The sequence below is a fragment of the Pseudomonas synxantha genome, assembly GCF_900105675.1.
Lineage (GTDB): Bacteria > Pseudomonadota > Gammaproteobacteria > Pseudomonadales > Pseudomonadaceae > Aquipseudomonas > Aquipseudomonas synxantha.
This window is the reverse complement of record NZ_LT629786.1, coordinates 2,467,761-2,485,850: the sequence shown is the minus strand read 5'-3', so window position 1 is coordinate 2,485,850 and position 18,090 is coordinate 2,467,761. Positions and strand designations below refer to the sequence as shown.

The following is an 18,090-nucleotide window of genomic DNA, read 5'->3' as shown; positions in this document are numbered from 1 at the left end:
GGCAAACCAGTGCGCGGTTAGGCCATATCGATCAGGCGACGCAGGGCAAATGTGGGAGAGGGCTTGCCCTCGATGGCAGTGGGGCAGTGACAGATAAGCTGGCTGACCCACCGCCATCGGGGGCAAGTCGAATCGTCGCACCGCCCCTCCCACATGGGTTCACTGTTTCCAGACAGCCGCGTTCACCAGGTTTTGCGGCCGCTCACCCGACAAGGCCTGCAGCAGATTATCCACCGCACACTTGGCCATCGCCTCCCGCGTCTCATGGGTGGCCGAGCCGATATGCGGCGTCGCCACCACGTTGTTCAAGCGCAGCAACGGCGAGTCGTGGCTGAGCGGTTCCTTCTCGAACACATCTAACCCCGCCGCCCGGATGGTGCGTTGCTGCAACGCTTCGACCAGCGCAGCCTCGTCCACCACCTTGCCGCGTGAAATATTGATAAAGATCGTCTCCGGCCCCATCAGCGCGAATTCTTCCGTGCCAATCAACTTCTCGGTTTCAGCGGTCAGCGGCAGGGTCAGGCAGACAAAATCCGCCTCTTTGAGCAAGTCCTGGAGGCTTCGGTACTGCGCGCCAAAGCGCGCCTCCACGGCCGGCTTGGGTGCATGGCTGTGGTAGATCACCGGCATGCCGAAGCCAAAATGCCCGCGCTGGGCCAAGGCTTCGCCGATGCGGCCCATGCCGATGATGCCCAATGTCTTGCCATGCACATCGCTGCCGAAGTGGGCCGGGCCGATGTTCTTGTTCCATTGGCCGGCACGCACCATGTCGGCCAGCTCGACCACACGTCGGGCAGTCGCCAGGATCAGCGCAAAGCCGGTGTCGGCGGTGGTTTCGGTGAGCACATCCGGGGTGTTGCTGAGCAGGATGCCGCGTTGGGTCAGGTAATCGATGTCGTAGTTGTCGACCCCGACCGAAACGCTGGCCACTGCTTCCAGCTTGGGTGCCAGGTCGAGCAACTGGGCGTCCAGGCGCAGGCTTGCACCCAACAGGCCATGGGCGCCGGGCAGCGCATCGCGCAGTTTGGCCAGGCCGGTCTCATCCAGTGCATCGATCAGCGTGACCTCGGCCTGCTCATGCAGGCGAGCCATCAGCGGCGCGGAGAGCTTCTTGTACAACACAACGGACTTTTTCATGAGGTTTTTACCTTCAACTCCAGGGTTGGCGCCGGCGAGCGGTCACTGGCGCCGGGCTTGAGGAAAATCGTCAGCACCACCGACAGCAGCAGCGCGCCGCTCATCAACAGATACGAAGCGCCGGGCGAACCGGTGCTGCTGTTGAGGTAGCCCACCAGATACGAGCCGCCAAACGAGCCCAGCGCGCCCATGCTGTTGATCAGCGCCATGGCGCCACCGGCGACGTTGGCCGGCAGGATTTCCGGGACGATGGCGAAGAACGGGCCGTAGGGTGCATACATGCATGCCCCGGCGATCACCAGCAGGGTGTAGGACCACCAGAAATGTTCAGCGCCCAACACGTAGGACGCGTAGAAGGCGATGGACGCAATCAGCAACGGCGGCCACACAAAACGCTTACGCTTTTGCAGCTTGTCCGAGCCCCACGACACCACCAGCATGCCGATCACCGCCGCCAGGTAGGGTAGCGCCGAGAGCCAGCCGGCTTCGACCATGTCCATCTGCAAACCGGCCTTGAGGATCGAGGGCAGCCACAGCACGAAGCCATACACGCCGATGCTCCAGCAGAAGAATTGCAGGGCGAGGATGATCACCTTGGGTGAACGGAAGGCCTCGGCGTAATTCTTCACCGCCTTGATCCCCACCTGTTCGGCGGCGAGGGCGGTTTCCAGGTCTTTTTTATGCTGTTCACTGAGCCACTTGGCATCGGCGGGTTTTTCATCCGCCAGTTTCCACCAGATAAACGCCCACAACACCGCCGGCAGACCCTCGATGATAAACATCCAGCGCCAGCTGAAATGCTGCACCAGGTAGCCCGAGACCACCGACATCCACAGCATGGTCACCGGGTTGCCGAGGATCAGGAAGGTATTGGCCCGCGAGCGTTCGGCACGGGTGAACCAATGGCACAGGTACACCAGCATCGCCGGCATCACCGCCGCTTCGACCACCCCGAGCATGAAGCGGATGACGATCAGCATATAGGCGTTGGACACCACGCCGGTCAGGGTCGCCAGGCCGCCCCAGAGGATCAGGCTGACGAAAATCAGTTTCTTGACGCTGCGCTTTTGCGCGTAGATCGCCCCCGGCACCTGGAAGAAAAAGTAGCCAAGGAAAAACAGCGCGCCGAGCAGCGAGGACATGCCCGGGGTGATCATCAGGTCTTCGGCCATCCCGGAGGCGGCGGCAAAGCCGTAGTTGGCGCGGTCCAGGTAGGCCAGGCTGTAGGTGATAAAAACGATGGGCATGATGTACCACCAACGGCGGGTGGCGAGTTTCACGGTTTCCATGGGGTTGCTCCTGAGCTTGTTGTAGTTGTGGCAACAGGTAATGGGTCAAGCAACGGATCGTGTGGGCAGTTCGCTGCGGCTGGGCAAGCCTTCCATATCGCCACGACTCTGCACGGCGCGGCTGCCGATCCAGTTACCGCGCTGCACCGCGTCGGGGAAGCTTGAGTTTTCCAGCAGGGCGCTGATCATGCCTACAGCAAAACCATCGCCGGCGCCGACGGTGTCCACGACTGTTTCGACCTTTACTGCGGCAACAAAACCCTGGTCCATGTGGGTGCGGTAATAGGCGCCGTCGGGACCGAGCTTGATCGCCACGGCTTCAGCACCCTGGTCGAGGTAGAACGCGGCGATGTCGGCTGGGTCGTCGAAGCCGGTGAGCAAGCGACCTTCACCAAGGCCGGGCAATACCCAGTCAGCCAGGCCGGCGAGGGCGTTGATTTCACGGACCATCTGCGCCTGGCTGGCCCACAGGGAGGGACGCAGGTTTGGGTCGAACGACACGCTGCGTCCGGCCTTGCGCATCTGCGTCATCAGCTCGAAGGACAGTTCACGGGTGGCATCCGACAATGCCGGTGGAATCCCGGTGGCGTGCAGATGACGGGCTTGAAGCAGTGCGGGGCTGATATCGGCGATGGACAAATGACTGGCCGCCGAGCCTTTGCGGAAGTACTCCACCTGGGGATCTGCGCCGGCTTCTTCACGGGACTTGAGTTGAAAACCGGTGGGGTGCAGCGGATCGACCGCGACATGACGGCAATCGAGCCCCTCCTTGCTCAGCGTCTCGACCACAAAACGCCCAAGGGAATCGTTACCCACCCGGCTCAGCCAGGCGACGTTGAACCCCAGGCGCGACAAACCAATGGCGACATTGCTGTCGGCGCCGGCAATGTGCTTGTGGAACTGCCCGACCTGGGCCAGGTCGCCGGTCTGCTCGGCGACAAACATCGCCATGGTTTCACCAAACGACAGGATATCGATCTCAGACATGGGCATTCTCCACACGGGGTTGGCCAAGGTGGGCGAGGGTGGCGACCTGCTGCGCGGTGACCTCGATCAAGTCATCGCCCTGCAACGGAAATTCCACCGCCCGGGTAATACCTTGAGTCATGTGCTTGAGCAGTTGTTCCCACAGGTGCAGGTCGGTGGCGCCGGGCGGCAAGGCCACCAGCTTGCCGTCCGGGCGGCGGGCCACGGCCTTGCAGTGCAGGTAATCCACATGCCGGCCCAGCAGGCGTGCGGCGGTGAGCGCGGATTGGTCCTGCCACTGCCAGTTGCCGATGTCGAAGGTCATCTTCACCGGCAGGCCCAGGCGTTCGACTTCGGTGAAAAACCGCTGTATCGGTTCGATGCGCCCGCCGTGCAGGGTCTGGTCGTTTTCCACCAGCAGCTTGACCGGGTGGCGATTGAGCAGGGCGTGCAGGCTTTCCAGATCGTTGGTGTCGGTGAAGTAGCCGAGGGAGACTTTCAGCCAGCCCGACCCGAACGCCTGGGCGCGGTCCAGGGTTGCAGCGAGTTCGGCATTGGGCTGGGCACGGCCGGCGACCCAGAGTTCCAGGGGCGACGAAAACACGCTGTTCAAGCCTTGCTCGGCGGCGGCCTGGGCCAAAGTGGCGGGGTGTTCGTTGGTCAGCAGCTCTTCACGCCATTCGATGCGCTGGGCGCCGGCGGCGCTGAGCAAGGCGACAAAACTCAATTGGCCCTGCTGGCGCACAAGCTCGGCGCCGTAGCTGGAAAGGCTGATGGAGACGGGGTATTTATGCATTGTTGTTTACCTCTGAAACCGGTTTCATTTTCGTGTACAGAACAAATGTGAGAGGGTGCTTGCTCCCGATAGCAGTGGGTCAGCTAAAGATAAGCTGACGGACATACCGCCATCGGGAGCAAGCCCCCTCCCACAGGGAGCTGGGTGGAGCCGCGGATAATCAGCTCGGGCAAGAAATCCAGGGTGCGGGCTGGTGCCGTGTCGCCGCGCAGGCGCTTGAGCAAGCAGTCGAAAGCACTGGCGCCAATCGCTTGTGTCGGCTGGGCGAGGGCGGTGATGCCGGTGCCCACCAGCGGGTACCAGTCCAGGTCATCCAGGGCGATCAGACCGACATCGTTGAACAGCTCGCAGCCCAATGCCTTGAGCGCACGTGTGCAGGCCAGCGCAGCAACACCGTTGGCGCAAAAAAGCGCCTTGGGGCCGGGCTTGGCCAAAAAGGTCTGCAAACGGCTTTCCAGTTCGTCATCCAATTCAACCACGGCACCGGTCAAGCCTGGGCGCCGGGCAATCTCGGCCTTGAAACTCTCCAGGCGCTCCAACCGCGAGCTGGTGCCATCGGTGGCCTCGCTCACCAGCAGTACATCGCGGTAGCCCTGCTGTTCAAGATGTTCCACCGCGATACACACCGCCGCCGGGTTATCCAGGCCCACCAGGTCGCTGTGCAAGGGCTCGACCTTGCGGTCGACCAGCACCAGGGGCATTTCCCGTTGCAGTTCCAATAGCTGGTCGAGGTGGTGGCCGAGGGTGTTCACGATCAGCCCTTCGATGTTGTACGAACGCAACGCCGCCAGGTGCTGGCGCTCCTGCTCGTCATCGCGGTCGGTGTTACACACCACCAGGCTGTAGCCGTGCTGGCGGCAGGCGGTTTCGACGCCGTGCATAACGGCAATGGAATAGGGGTTACGGATATCGGCCACCAGCATACCGATCAGGCGCGTGCGCCCCCGCTTGAGGCCGCGGGCCATCTGGTTGGGGCGGTAGCCGAGTTCATCGATGGCCTGTTCGATACGCAGGGCGATGGCATCGGAGAGCAGGGCGCGGTCATCGCCGATGAAGCGCGAGACGCTGGCCTTGGACACGCCAGCGCGCTCGGCGACGTCGAGCATGGTCACGCGGCTGCGCTGGGCAGCGGAAAAGTTGTTCACGGTCATTGACCTTCTGTTCTTATTGGAATGACTGAAACCGGTTTCAGGAAACCATTAAAGTAGGAAAGTCGTCAAGAAATTGTAGGACGTGACCGGATGACCGGGTATTCAGCGAAACACGCTCACCCAGGTTGCAGCCAGCAGCACTAGCGCCATCGCGCGATTGAACCATTGCATGGCTTGGGCCGACCGCAGTATCCGGGCTGAACCCGAGCCCAGCAGTGCCCACAGACCCAGGCAGGGGAGTGAAATCAGAAAAAACACCAAAGACAGGTACATCACCTGGCTCTCGCGTTGCGCGCCAGTACCCGCAAATACGCTCACCACTGCCAGCGCCATCACCCAGGTCTTAGGGTTGACCAATTGCAACGCCGCGGCACCGGACAGGCCCAAGGGTTCCTGCCTGGCATCGGCCTGGATGGCTTGAGCCGGGGCGCTGAAGATTCGCCAGGCCAGGACACTCAGCCAGGCTACGCCGACCCATTGCATCGCGGTTTGCACCTTGGGCATTTGCACCAGCGACTGGCCGATCCCGCAGCCCACCAGCAGCACGATCCCCGCAGCTCCCGCGCAGGCACCGAAAATGATCGGCAGCGCAGCCTTGAAACCGTAACGGGCGCTATTGCTCAGCACCAGGATATTGGTGGGCCCGGGGGTAATGGAGGCGACGAATGCAAACAGCATGAAAGGGAACAAAGCGGACTGCATGGCGGGGAGACTCCGATGAACCAATCGATGGAGTCGAGCTTCACAAACCCACGCGCTACCTGTCTGGAAGATTTGAGCAACGTTTGCGATAGGCCGCCGGGGTCAGGCCGTAGGCGCGCATAAACCAGCGACCCAGGTGGCTCTGGTCGGCAAAGCCCAGCAGAGTGGCCACTTGCGCTGGCGGCTCGCCTTTAGCCAACAAGTGCCGGGCACGCGCCAGGCGCAGTTGCACCAGATAAGCATGGGGTGCCAAGCCGAAGGCGCTCTTGAAGGCACGGGTCAGGCGGAAGCGGTCGACGTTGCAGGCCCGCGCCAGTTCATCCATACCCACGTCGTGATGCAGATGTGCATGCAGATATTCCCGGGCCTTGTGGGCCACCTGTGGCAGACGCGGGTCTGGGTGATAACGGGTGCGCCAGTAAAGTTGGCCGGTGATGAGCTCCAGCAACTGGTCCATCGCACGCTGGCGCACGATGCGCAATTCGCTGCTGTGCAGCGACTGGAACGCTTGACTGGTGGCCAACGCCAGGCGTGGGTCGCAGATCAAGGTATTGGCAAAGCTCAACTGGCTGTTGGCAGGTGCCTCTTCAAATACCGCACTCACTTCCCGCGCCAGCCATTGCGGGTCGAGGTAGAGCATGTGATAGGTGAAGCCATCTACGGTTGGTGCGTCGCCGTCATGCAACTCGCCGGGCTCCAGTAGGAACACCTGGCCGGGTACACTGTTATGGCGGGTGCGGCGGCAATTGAACTGCTGCACGCCTTGTTCGGTGACGCCGATCAGGTAGCTATCGTGCCAATGGGGGTCGTAGGCGTGGCCTTCGAAATGCGCGCGCAACGTCTCGATGCCGGTGTCGGCGTCCTGGGACAGGTCGATCCAATTGTGCGCGGCCATAAACCACCGAGATGGAAAAGTTAAGCGTATTCATGCTCGGCGGTTGTGTGAGCGTCTAGAAGGTTTGTGCAGCCCTAGCCGAACAGCCCGGCGGCGATGTTGATCGAAAACCCCAGGATGGCGGTATTGAATAGAAACCCGATCAACGACTGCCCCAGCACAACTTTGCGCAGGCCACGGGTCGCAACGCCCACGTCCGAGGTCTGCACCGCCACGCCGATGGTAAAAGAGAAATACAGGAAATCCCAGTAATTGGGGGTGAGCAAGCCTTCGGCAAAGCGCAGTGCCGGCTCCTTGCCCTGCCAGGTGTAATAGAGCCTGGCGTAGTGCACGCTGAAAATCACCCCGATCAGCAACCATGAGCCGATCACCGTCAAGCCGGTAAAGCCGTAATGCAACAAACGCTCGGAGCTGGCCAGGTCCTTGCTCCCCACCAATTCGAAGGTGATGGTCGCCAGACTGGCGATGGCGGCGATGCATACCATGAACAGCACCAGGCCGGCGTTCTCGTCTTCGATTTCGGCGATGCGCTTGACGTCCTCGGCCTTGGCGCGAATGGTCAGCGACAGCATCAGTACCAGGTAAGTCCAGACCCCGGCGTTCCAGCCGATGAGGATTTTGCTCGCGACGGTGTCGGCCGGGGCCAGGAGGCCGACGGCGAGGCCCAATACGGCGGCGGATGAGAGGCGAGGGTGGGTGCGGGCGAGGAAGGGCATAGGCACTCAAAACACACGGGGGACTGAGTGCCCAAGCCTATTCGAACGCGTGCGTGCTTGAAAGCGCCAAATGCAGCCTGATAAGCCAAATGTTTGCAGTATTTTAATAGTCAGAGTCTATGCCTCTAACCTCCACCGCTCCATTGGTAAAGCTATAACCCGGTTCGGAGCTATTACCTTTAACTTCAAAACTGATGGTTGCGCTGAACGTTTGCTCGTTGCTGTTAAAGTCATAAGTGACGCGGCCACTGTCCGCGCTGTCAAGTCGATAGAAATCATTCCCTACTGGATACCAGACGAGTACTTGAAACAATTCGTTATCGCCGACCGGCGCTGCGTCAGCCTGTGAGGGAGCGTCCGCACTAAGAAGCAAGTAAACCTTCAGGAGGCCTGCGGAGAAGTTACTGTCCTCGGTCTCTACCCTTACCTGATAGATATCAGTGGTCTTCATGCTGACCTTGGTTGATCTGTATTTGTAAGATTGGTTTAACGAAGTATCGCTTTCGTACTTGCCCGTTGTGCGTCGAAACTTATTTTTACCCAGCATGATCAATCTCCTTGACTGGATCGAGGGATATTTCTGTTGTGCAGAAACGTTGATTCACCCTCAATCTAGCGCGGAAGAAATCTCTTGCATACTGTCAGAATTGACAGTCTAAAAGCTTGATTCCTTAGATCATAAATACCTTATCGACGCCTGCGCACCAACTTCATCACCACCACAAAAAACACCGGCACGAACACCACTGCCAACGTCGCCGTGATCATCCCGCCGATCACCCCCGTACCAATCGCCTGCTGGCTCGCCGAGCTGGCCCCGGTGGCAATCGCCAGCGGTACCACGCCGAGGATAAACGCCAGCGAGGTCATGATGATCGGCCGCAGCCGCAGCCGTGCTGCCTTCAAGGTGGCTTCGATCAAGTCCTCACCCTGGTCATACAGGTCCTTGGCGAACTCGATGATCAGGATCGCGTTCTTCGCCGACAGGCCGATGATGGTGATCAGGCCGACCTTGAAGAACACATCGTTAGGCATGCCACGCAAGGACACGGCCAGGACCGCACCCAGCACACCCAGGGGCACCACCAGCAACACCGAGGTGGGTATCGACCAGCTTTCATACAGCGCTGCCAGGCATAGGAACACGATCAGCAGCGACAGCACCAGCAGCAACGGTGCCTGGGAACCGGACAGGCGTTCCTGCAAGGACAAGCCGGTCCATTCCTGGCCCAGGCCCGCAGGCAACTGGCTGACCAGGCGCTGGATTTCCTCCATGGCCTCGCCGGTGCTGTGCCCCGGCGCCGCTTCACCGCTGATGGCGATGGCCGGGTAGCCGTTGTAACGGGTCAGCTGTGTCGGGCCTTGGGTCCACTTGGCTTCGACAAAGGCCGACAGCGGCACCATCTTGCCGGCGTTGTTGCGCACGTTGATCTTCATCAGGTCGGCGACCTGGCTGCGCTGGTCGCCTTCGGCTTGCACCACCACGCGCTGCATGCGGCCCTGGTTGGGGAAGTCATTGATATACGCCGAACCAATTGCCGAGGAGAGCACATTGCCGACGTCGGCAAACGAAACACCCAGGGCATTGGCCTGCTTGCGGTCGACTTCCAGCTGCACTTGTGGCGCTTCGGCCAGGGCGCTTTCGCGCACGTTGGCCAGGATCGGGCTTTTCGCCGCCGCGTCCAGCAATTCGGTACGTGCGGCCATCAACCCGGCATGGCCGACGCCACCGCGATCCTGTAAGCGGAACTCGAACCCGCTGGAGGTGCCGAGGCCGTCCACCGGCGGTGGCAGGACTGCATAGGCAATCGCATCCTTGAGTTCGCTGAAGGCCATATTGGCGCGGTCGGCAATCGACGCCGCCGAGTCATCGCTGCCGCGTTCCGACCAGTCTTTGAGCGTGGTGAACGCCAGCGCCGCGTTCTGCCCGGCGCCGGAGAAACTGAAGCCCATGATCATGGTGGTATCACCCACCCCCGGCTCCTCGGCGTTATGCGCCTCGATCTGCTCGGCAACCCGCACCGTACGGTTCTTGCTGGCCCCTGGCGGCAACTGGATATCGGTGATGGTGTAGCCCTGGTCTTCCACTGGCAGGAACGAGGAGGGCAGGCGGCTGAACAGCAGCCCCATACCCACCAGCAATACCAGGTAGATCAGCAGGTAGCGGCCGCTGCGCTTGAGGGCGTACGCCACCCAACCTTCATAGCGATTGGTGAGTTGGTCAAAGCGCTTGTTGAACCAGCCGAAGAAACCGCCCTTGGCGTGGTGCTCGCCCTTGGCAATCGGTTTGAGCAAGGTGGCGCACAGGGCCGGGGTCAAGGTCAGGGCGAGGAACGCCGAGAACAGGATCGAGGTGGCCATCGACAGCGAGAACTGCTGGTAGATCACCCCCACGGAACCTGGCATGAACGCCATCGGCAGGAACACCGCCACCAGCACCAGGGTGATACCGATGATGGCCCCGGTGATCTGGCCCATGGCTTTTTTCGTCGCGTCCTTGGGCGACAGACCCTCGGTGGCCATGATGCGCTCGACGTTTTCCACCACCACGATGGCATCGTCCACCAGGATGCCGATGGCCAGCACCATGCCGAACATGGTCAGTACGTTGATCGAGAAACCCAGCAACAGCATGGTGGCAAAGGTGCCCATCAGCGCAATCGGCACCACCAGGGTAGGGATCAAGGTGTAGCGCACGTTCTGCAGGAACAGGAACATCACCGCAAACACCAGCGCCATGGCCTCAAGCAAGGTGTAGACCACCTTGGTGATCGAGACCTTGACGAACGGCGAGGTGTCGTAGGGGATCTTGTATTCCACATTGGCCGGGAAATAGCGCGACAGTTCGTCCATCTTTGCCCGCACCAGGGTAGCGGTGCTCAGCGCGTTGGCGCCCGGCGACAATTGCACGCTGACGGCGGTGGAGGGCTTGCCGTTCAGGCGAGTAGAGAACTGGTATTCCTGGCTGCCGACTTCGACCCGCGCCACATCACCGATGCGCACGGTCGAGCCGTCGGGGTTGGCCTTGAGCACGATGTCGGCGAACTCCGCAGGGGTCGACAATTGGCCCTTGACCAGGATCGCCGCGGTGATTTCCTGAGTATTGGTGCCTGGCAAGTCACCGATGCTGCCCGCCGAGACCTGGGCGTTCTGCGCGCTGATCGCGGCGCTGACGTCAGCCGGCGTGAGATTGAAACCGATCAGCTTCTGCGGGTCGATCCAGATGCGCATGGCGCGTTCGGCGCCATACAATTGGGCCTTGCCGACGCCGTCCAGGCGTTTGAGTTCGTTCATCACGTTGCGCGCCAGGTAATCGCTTAGCGCCACGTCGTCAAGCTTGCCGTCGTTGGAGGTCAAGGTCACCAGCAGCAGGAAGCCGGCGGAGACTTTTTCCACCTGCAAGCCTTGTTGGGTCACGGCTTGCGGCAGTCGCGGCTCGACCACCTTGAGGCGGTTCTGCACATCCACCTGGGCCATTTCCGGGTCGGTGCCCGGCTGGAAGGTCGCGGTGATCGTCGCCGAACCCAGGCTGCTCTGGGATTCGAAATACAGCAGGTGATCGGCACCGTTGAGCTCCTGCTCGATCAGGCTGACCACGCTTTCATCCAGGGTCTGGGCCGAAGCACCTGGGTACACCGCGTAGATTTCCACCTTCGGTGGCGCGACGTTGGGGTACTGGGCTACCGGCAACTGCGGGATCGCCAGGAAGCCAGCAAGCAGGATAAACAGGGCCACCACCCAGGCAAAAATCGGGCGGTCAATAAAGAACTGCGGCATGACGGGTTATTCCTTTACGAGCGGGCTGTCGTCCACTTCAACTTTTTCACCGGGGCGCGCGTGTTGCAGGCCCTCGACGATGATGCGGTCGCCGGGCTTGAGGCCGCTGGTGACGATCCAGCGATCCTCGATCACCGCACCCAATTCCACCGGTTGCTGGCTGACGGTCTGCTCGGCGTCCAGCAGCAGCACCATCGGGATGCCGGCACTGTCACGGGTGATGGCGCGTTGCGGCACACTGATGCCTTGCTTGTCCACGGCCTGCTCCAGGCGCACCCGGACGAAACTGCCGGGCAACAGGTCGAGGTCCGGGTTGGGGAACTCGCTGCGCAGCGTGATCTGCCCGGTGCCAGGGTCGACGCTGATCTCGGCGAACAGCAATTTGCCCGGCAACGGGTACAGGCCGCCGTCATCCTCGATCAGGGTGGCCTTGGCCTGGTCCTGGCCGACCTGCTTCAAGCTGCCGGCGCGAAAGGCGCGGCGCAGGTCATTCAACTCTCGGGTGGACTGGGTGAGGTCAGCGTGGATCGGGTCCAGTTGCTGGATGATCGCCAGCGGCGTGGCTTCGTTCTGGCCGACCAGCGCGCCCTCGGTGACCAGGGCGCGGCCGATGCGCCCGGAAATCGGCGCAGTCACGGTGGCATAGCCCAGGTTCAACTTGGCACGCTCGACGGCGGCCTTGTTGGCGGCGATTTCGGCGTTGGCCTGGCGCAAGGCAGCACGGGCGTTGTCGTATTCCTGGCCGCTGATGGCGTTGCCTTCGACCAACTGGCTGTAACGCTGCTCCTGCAAGCGTGCCTGGAAGGCATTGGCCTCGGCCTTGCTCAGGTTGGCCTGGGCGCTGTCCAGATCAGCCTTGAACGGCGCGGGGTCAATACGGAACAGCACGTCGCCCTGTTTCACATCGCGCCCTTCGTTGAACACCCGCTGCATGACCACCCCGGCGACCCGGGCGCGCACTTCGGCAATCCGTGGCGCGGCGATACGCCCGCTCAGTTCGTTGGTGATGGACAGGGGCTTGGCCTGCAGGGTTTCAATGCGCACTTTGGCCAGGGGCATTTGTGGCGCCTCGTCTGCTGACTGGCCACACGCGCTCAGCGCCAGTGTGAGGGCCAGCAGGCAAAACGGCGCAAATAGATTCTTCGACATGCTCTTATCCCAATATTGACTGGCGCATCCTAAGGACACCTGCGCCGTGGTGCTGTGAAGCTGTGTAGGTCGTGTGTGAAGAAGTGTAAGGTACGGCCCATAGTAGGCAGGGGGCGTATATCCTTGCACAATCCTGCAATTATTGAAGGTTCAATGTGGGAGGGGGCTTGCCCCCGATTGCAGTGTTTCAGTCAGCTTATCTATAGCTGACACACCGCTATCGGGGGCAAGCCCCCTCCCACATTGGATCCCTGTACACCCAGCAAACAGTATTTATTGGAAACACCTTCATGCCCAACATCCTCCTGGTCGAAGACGACGCCGCACTCTCCGAGCTGATTGCCAGCTACCTGGAACGCAACGGCTACCACGTCTGCGTGCTCAGCCGTGGCGACCATGTGCGCGAACGTGCGCGCCTGAACCCGCCGGACCTGGTGATCCTCGACCTGATGTTGCCGGGCCTCGACGGCCTGCAGGTCTGCCGCCTGTTGCGCGCCGACTCGGCGGGCCTGCCGATCCTGATGCTGACCGCCCGCGACGACAGCCATGACCAGGTACTGGGCCTGGAGATGGGCGCCGACGACTATGTCACCAAGCCCTGCGAGCCGCGTGTGCTGCTGGCCCGGGTGCGCACGCTGCTGCGCCGCAGCAGCCTGTCCGAACCCCAGGTGGCCAACGACCGGATCATCATGGGCAACCTGTGCATCGACCTGTCGGAGCGCACCGTGACCTGGCGCGAGCAGGCAGTGGAGCTGTCCAGCGGTGAATACAACCTGCTGGTGGTGCTGGCCCGGCATGCCGGCGAAGTGCTCAGCCGCGACCAGATCCTGCAGCGCCTGCGCGGTATCGAGTTCAACGGCACCGATCGCTCGGTGGACGTGGCGATCTCCAAGCTGCGCCGCAAGTTCGACGACCACGCCGGCGAGGCGCGCAAGATCAAGACTGTGTGGGGCAAGGGCTATCTGTTCAGCCGTTCCGAGTGGGAATGCTGAACCATGTTCCGTGTGCTGCTACGCCTCTACCTGATCACCATCGTTACTTATAGCGCGGCGATCTTCCTGATTCCCAAGCTGGTGATCCAGCTGTTCGAACACCGCTACATGGACTACAACGTCGAGCAGTCCCGTGGCCTGCAAAAACTGATGGTCAAGCAATACCAGCGCGCGCCGGTGGAGCGCTGGTCCCAGGTCACCGACCAGTTGAGCCAGGATTTCGCGCCGTTGAAGGTCGAGCTGCTGCTGCGCCAGGACGCCCGCTACACACCCCAGGAAGAACAGCTGCTGGAGCAAGGCAAGCCGGTGATCCGCCTGGGCGAGTGGGGCTGGATGGAAGAAATCAGCTCGCCGATCAACCAGCAGTTCGCGGTCAAGCTCACCGTGCCGCCGGATCCGCTGGACATGAACCTGCTGTATTGGTCGATGAACGTGCTGATCGGCGCGGCACTGTTGGCGTGCCTGCTGGTCTGGCTGCGCCCGCACTGGCGTGACCTGGAACGCCTGAAAAGCACTGCCGCACTGTTGGGCAAGGGCCACCTGGGGGAGCGCACGCGACTGCCGCCCAGTTCCAGCATCGGCAGCCTGGCGGCTGTGTTCGATACCATGGCAGACGATATCGAGCACCTGCTCAACCAGCAGCGTGACTTGCTCAATGCGGTCTCCCATGAACTGCGCACGCCGCTCACACGCCTGGACTTCGGCCTGGCCCTGGCGCTTTCTGAAGACTTGCCCGAGGCCAGCCGCGAACGCTTGCAAAGTCTGGTGGCGCATATTCGCGAGCTGGACGAACTGGTGCTGGAATTGCTGTCCTACAGTCGCCTGCAAAACCCGGCGCAATTGCCCGAGCGAGTAGAAGTGGCGCTGGACGAGTTTATCGACAGCGTGCTGGGCAGTGTCGACGACGAGCTGGAAAACCCGGAGATCGTCATCGATGTGGTGCTCGACTGCACGGTTGAGCGTTTCAGCCTCGACCCGCGCCTTACTGCCCGGGCGTTGCAGAATTTGCTGCGCAACGCTACGCGTTACTGCGACAAGCGCATCCAGGTGGGCGTCAAGGTGTGCCCCAACGGCTGTGAAATCTGGGTGGATGACGATGGCATCGGCATTCCGGCGGATCAACGCGAGCGCATCTTCGAGCCGTTCTACCGCCTGGATCGCAGTCGTGACCGCGCCACCGGCGGTTTCGGCCTGGGCCTGGCGATCAGCCGGCGTGCCCTGGAAGCCCAAGGCGGCACCTTGACGGCCCTGGCGTCGCCCCTGGGTGGCGCGCGGTTTCGGGTGTGGTTGCCCACTCGAACCGATTAGAAAAACCGCGGGGAAGGGCGCACACTGTGCGCCCCGCTTTACCCGAGGAGAGATTGGCAATGACTGGTGTTCACACGTCTGCTCAACAGGGTTTCTCGACCCAGGCCGTCACTTACGCCCAAGGCCGACCGGACTATCCGCGCCAACTGACCGCCTGGCTGGCCGAGGCGCTGCAGATCAATTCACAATCGACGGTGGTCGACCTCGGCGCCGGCACTGGCAAGTTCACCCGCTTGCTCAGCAGCCTGGCGCCGACGCTGATTGCGGTCGAGCCAGTGGCAGAGATGGGCGCGCAGTTGGCCAAGCTATTGCCGGATGTCCGCCTGCTCGACGGCACCGCCGAGTCCATCCCCTTGGCGTCCGCCAGCGTCGATGCCCTGGTGTGTGCCCAGGCATTTCACTGGTTCTCCACCCACGCTGCCCTGGCGGAAATCCACCGTGTGCTCAAGCCTGGCGGGCGACTGGGGTTGGTGTGGAATGTGCGCGATGAGTCGGTGGACTGGGTGGCGGCGATCACTGAGATCATCACCCCGTATGAGGGCGACACCCCGCGCTTTCACACCGGGCGTTGGCGCGAAGCTTTCACCGGTGAGTACTTTGGCGCTCCGCAAGTGACCTGTTTTGCCTACCAGCACGTGGGCAGTCCCCAGGAAGTGATTATGGATCGATTCCTGTCGGTGAGCTTTATCGCGGCGCTGCCCCCTGCGGAAAAAGCCAAGGTCACCGCGCAATTGCGCACCTTGATCGATACCCATCCCGCCCTGCAAGGCCGCGATACCGTAGCCTTCCCGTACCAGACCCAGGCTTACCTGTGTGAGCGACTGAGCTAAAAGGCATAAAGTCAGATCACATTGGTATAAGTGGTTATAAGAAAAATCGCTATCCTGCGGCCAGAAATTTATAAGGCCGCAGGTAGTTGTAATGGATGCAGGTAATTTTGGTTTCGTGGTGGCCGGCCTGATCGTGGGTTTTATCGTGGGCATGACCGGTGTCGGTGGGGGCTCGCTGATGACGCCGATCCTGTTGTGGTTCGGTATCAACCCGGCCACTGCGGTTGGCACCGACTTGTTATATGCCGCCATCACCAAGTCCGGTGGCGTGTTGGTGCACGGCAAGAACAAGAACATCGATTGGAGCATCACCGGCTGGCTGACCTTGGGCAGCGTGCCGGCGGTGTTGTTGACCTTATGGTTCCTCGCCAGCCTGCACACCGACCCCAGCGCAATGAACGCCGTGATCAAGCAGGCCCTCGGCGTGGTGTTGCTGCTCACGGCCCTGGCGATCCTGTTCAAGAAAAGCCTGTTGGCCTTTGCCCAGCGTCATGCCGGCGACGACTACCATATGCGCCCGCGCAACCTGAACGCACTGACCGTGGTCACCGGTGCGATCCTTGGCACCATGGTGGCCCTGACCTCCATCGGCGCCGGCGCCCTGGGCACGGTGGCGCTGTTTATCCTCTACCCGTTCCTCGCCACGCGGCGGCTGGTAGGCACCGAGATTGCCCACGCCGTGCCCCTGACCCTGGTGGCGGGCCTGGGCCACGCGAGCATGGGCAATATGGATTGGCACCTGCTGGGCTTTTTGCTGATGGGGTCGTTGCCGGGGATCTATTTTGGCAGCCATATGACCGGCCGAATTCCTGACGGCGTGCTGCGCCCGTGCCTGGCGGTGATGTTGATGGCCGTGGGCTACAAGCTGGCGTTCTAAGCTGCACATTTGCCCCAGTAAGTGTTGCTCCAGCAACAGCCTATCGACAAATCACTGTGATCCCCGACATTAGCCGCCGGATGATCCAAGTCGGCATTTCTACTGCAACACCCATAGCGTGGGCCTTTGCCTGAGTCTGGCACGCTTGCTGCTCCAGCAGCCTTACATCCCTTTGTGTGAGGTAGTGTTCGATGAGCCAGCAAGCCGTGAAATTTGCCTATTGGGTACCCAACGTCAGCGGTGGGCTGGTGGTGAGCAAAATTGAGCAACGTACCCATTGGGGCATCGACTACAACCGCAAGCTGGCGCAACTGGCCGAAGCCGCCGGCTTCGAGTATGGCCTGACGCAGATTCGTTTCACCGCCGGTTACGGCGCCGAAAACCAGCACGAGTCCGTAGCGTTCAGCCATGCGTTGCTGGCGGCAACCACCACGCTCAAAGTGATCGCGGCGATCCTGCCAGGTCCCTGGCAACCGGCGCTGGCGGCCAAGCAATTGGCGACCATCGACCAGCTCACCAACGGCAGGATTGCGGTGAATATCGTCAGCGGCTGGTTCAAGGGCGAGTTCCAGGCCATTGGCGAACCCTGGCTGGAGCACGATGAACGCTACCGTCGTTCCGAAGAATTCATCCGCGCCCTGAAAGGCATCTGGACCCAGGACGATTTTACCTTCAAGGGCGACTTCTACCGCTTCAACAACTACACCCTCAAGCCCAAGCCGTTGGGCCATCCGGAGGTTTTCCAGGGGGGCAGCTCACGGGCGGCGCGGGACATGGCGGCGCGGGTGTCGGACTGGTATTTCACCAATGGCAACACCCCCGAAGGCATCAAGGCCCAGGTCGATGATATCCGCGCCAAGGCCGCTGCCAACCACCATTCGGTCAAGGTCGGCGTGAACGCCTTTGTGATCGCCCGCGATACCGAAGAAGAAGCGCGGGCCGTGCTGGCAGAAATCATCGACAAGGCCGACCCGGAGGCCGTCAACGCCTTTGGGGATGCCGCCAAACAAGCGGGCAGGGCATCACCGGAGGGTGAGGGCAACTGGGCCAAGTCCAGCTTTGAGGACCTGGTGCAGTACAACGACGGCTTCAAGACCAACCTGATCGGCACACCACAACAGGTCGCCGAGCGTATCGTCGCGCTCAAGGCCGTGGGTGTGGACCTGGTGCTCGCAGGCTTCCTGCACTTTCAGGAAGAGGTGGAGTACTTCGGCACACGTGTATTGCCGCTGGTGCGCGAATTGGAAGCCGAGGCTGGGGTCCAGCGGGTGGCCTGAGGTCACTTGTCGACGTGGCGCTGGAGTTGTCATACCCATGCCTATCGCAGCATGGGTATCGACACAACGTGGGTACGCCACTGGATCTGTGGGAGGGGGCTTGCCCCCGATGCGGTGAGTCAGCCCCAGATGTATTTACTTGCACTCCCTCATCGGGAGCAAGCCCCCTCCCACAGGGTCCAGCGGCATACTCAAAGTTGTGTAGAGACCTTTGTCTATGGCAGGCAA

General features: G+C 61.5%; 16 protein-coding genes. 5 read left to right on the top strand and 11 right to left on the bottom strand.

What is annotated here, in order from left to right:
• Positions 1 to 159: 159 nt before the first annotated feature.
• The 11 genes from BLU48_RS11775 to BLU48_RS11725 form a co-directional block, all read right to left on the bottom strand.
• A complete protein-coding gene (locus tag BLU48_RS11775; RefSeq protein ID WP_057022485.1) occupies positions 160 to 1,137 on the bottom strand; it encodes an NAD(P)-dependent oxidoreductase in 978 nt (325 codons plus the stop codon).
• On the bottom strand, positions 1,134 to 2,426 hold the full coding sequence (locus tag BLU48_RS11770) for an MFS transporter (RefSeq protein WP_057022484.1): 1,293 nt from the start codon (positions 2,424 to 2,426) through the stop codon (positions 1,134 to 1,136). The genes BLU48_RS11775 and BLU48_RS11770 overlap by 4 nt, the downstream gene beginning before the upstream one ends.
• A gap of 45 nt (positions 2,427 to 2,471) precedes the next feature.
• Positions 2,472 to 3,413, bottom strand: coding sequence for a sugar kinase (locus BLU48_RS11765; protein WP_057022483.1), 942 nt, complete (start codon positions 3,411 to 3,413; stop codon positions 2,472 to 2,474).
• Positions 3,406 to 4,188: a sugar phosphate isomerase/epimerase family protein gene (locus tag BLU48_RS11760; RefSeq protein WP_057022482.1), complete on the bottom strand. Its 783-nt coding sequence runs from the start codon at positions 4,186 to 4,188 to the stop codon at positions 3,406 to 3,408. Before BLU48_RS11760 ends, BLU48_RS11765 begins: the two co-directional genes overlap by 8 nt.
• Before the next feature lie 83 nt (positions 4,189 to 4,271).
• Positions 4,272 to 5,333, bottom strand: coding sequence for a LacI family DNA-binding transcriptional regulator (locus BLU48_RS11755; protein ID WP_124356115.1), 1,062 nt, complete (start codon positions 5,331 to 5,333; stop codon positions 4,272 to 4,274).
• Between the two features lie 108 nt (positions 5,334 to 5,441).
• Positions 5,442 to 6,041: a LysE family translocator gene (locus BLU48_RS11750; protein WP_057022480.1), complete on the bottom strand. Its 600-nt coding sequence runs from the start codon at positions 6,039 to 6,041 to the stop codon at positions 5,442 to 5,444.
• A 55-nt stretch (positions 6,042 to 6,096) separates the two neighbouring features.
• Positions 6,097 to 6,936, bottom strand: coding sequence for an AraC family transcriptional regulator (locus tag BLU48_RS11745; RefSeq protein ID WP_057022479.1), 840 nt, complete (start codon positions 6,934 to 6,936; stop codon positions 6,097 to 6,099).
• A 74-nt stretch (positions 6,937 to 7,010) separates the two neighbouring features.
• Positions 7,011 to 7,652 carry a DUF1345 domain-containing protein gene (locus BLU48_RS11740; RefSeq protein WP_057022478.1) on the bottom strand — a complete coding sequence of 214 codons (642 nt, stop codon included), beginning with the start codon at positions 7,650 to 7,652 and terminating at the stop codon, positions 7,011 to 7,013.
• A gap of 103 nt (positions 7,653 to 7,755) precedes the next feature.
• Positions 7,756 to 8,199: a hypothetical protein gene (locus BLU48_RS11735; protein ID WP_057022477.1), complete on the bottom strand. Its 444-nt coding sequence runs from the start codon at positions 8,197 to 8,199 to the stop codon at positions 7,756 to 7,758.
• A 140-nt stretch (positions 8,200 to 8,339) separates the two neighbouring features.
• Positions 8,340 to 11,429, bottom strand: a complete 3,090-nt coding sequence (locus BLU48_RS11730) for an efflux RND transporter permease subunit (RefSeq protein ID WP_057022476.1) — start codon at positions 11,427 to 11,429, stop codon at positions 8,340 to 8,342.
• Positions 11,430 to 11,435: 6 nt separating this feature from the next.
• On the bottom strand, positions 11,436 to 12,578 hold the full coding sequence (locus BLU48_RS11725; RefSeq protein ID WP_057022475.1) for an efflux RND transporter periplasmic adaptor subunit: 1,143 nt from the start codon (positions 12,576 to 12,578) through the stop codon (positions 11,436 to 11,438).
• 290 nt (positions 12,579 to 12,868) lie between these two features.
• Here BLU48_RS11725 and BLU48_RS11720 point away from each other — a divergent pair, with 290 nt between their 5' ends.
• From BLU48_RS11720 to sfnG, 5 genes are all read left to right on the top strand, one after another.
• Positions 12,869 to 13,570 carry a response regulator gene (locus BLU48_RS11720; RefSeq protein WP_043051055.1) on the top strand — a complete coding sequence of 234 codons (702 nt, stop codon included), beginning with the start codon at positions 12,869 to 12,871 and terminating at the stop codon, positions 13,568 to 13,570.
• Between the two features lie 3 nt (positions 13,571 to 13,573).
• A complete protein-coding gene (locus BLU48_RS11715; protein ID WP_046067931.1) occupies positions 13,574 to 14,878 on the top strand; it encodes an ATP-binding protein in 1,305 nt (434 codons plus the stop codon).
• A 59-nt stretch (positions 14,879 to 14,937) separates the two neighbouring features.
• Positions 14,938 to 15,708 carry a class I SAM-dependent methyltransferase gene (locus tag BLU48_RS11710; RefSeq protein WP_057022474.1) on the top strand — a complete coding sequence of 257 codons (771 nt, stop codon included), beginning with the start codon at positions 14,938 to 14,940 and terminating at the stop codon, positions 15,706 to 15,708.
• Positions 15,709 to 15,799: 91 nt separating this feature from the next.
• Entirely contained in the window at positions 15,800 to 16,585 is a 786-nt protein-coding gene (locus BLU48_RS11705) for a sulfite exporter TauE/SafE family protein (RefSeq protein WP_057022473.1), read from the top strand.
• A 191-nt stretch (positions 16,586 to 16,776) separates the two neighbouring features.
• A complete protein-coding gene (gene sfnG, locus BLU48_RS11700; RefSeq protein ID WP_057022472.1) occupies positions 16,777 to 17,862 on the top strand; it encodes a dimethylsulfone monooxygenase SfnG in 1,086 nt (361 codons plus the stop codon).
• The last annotated feature ends 228 nt before the right edge of the window (positions 17,863 to 18,090 follow it).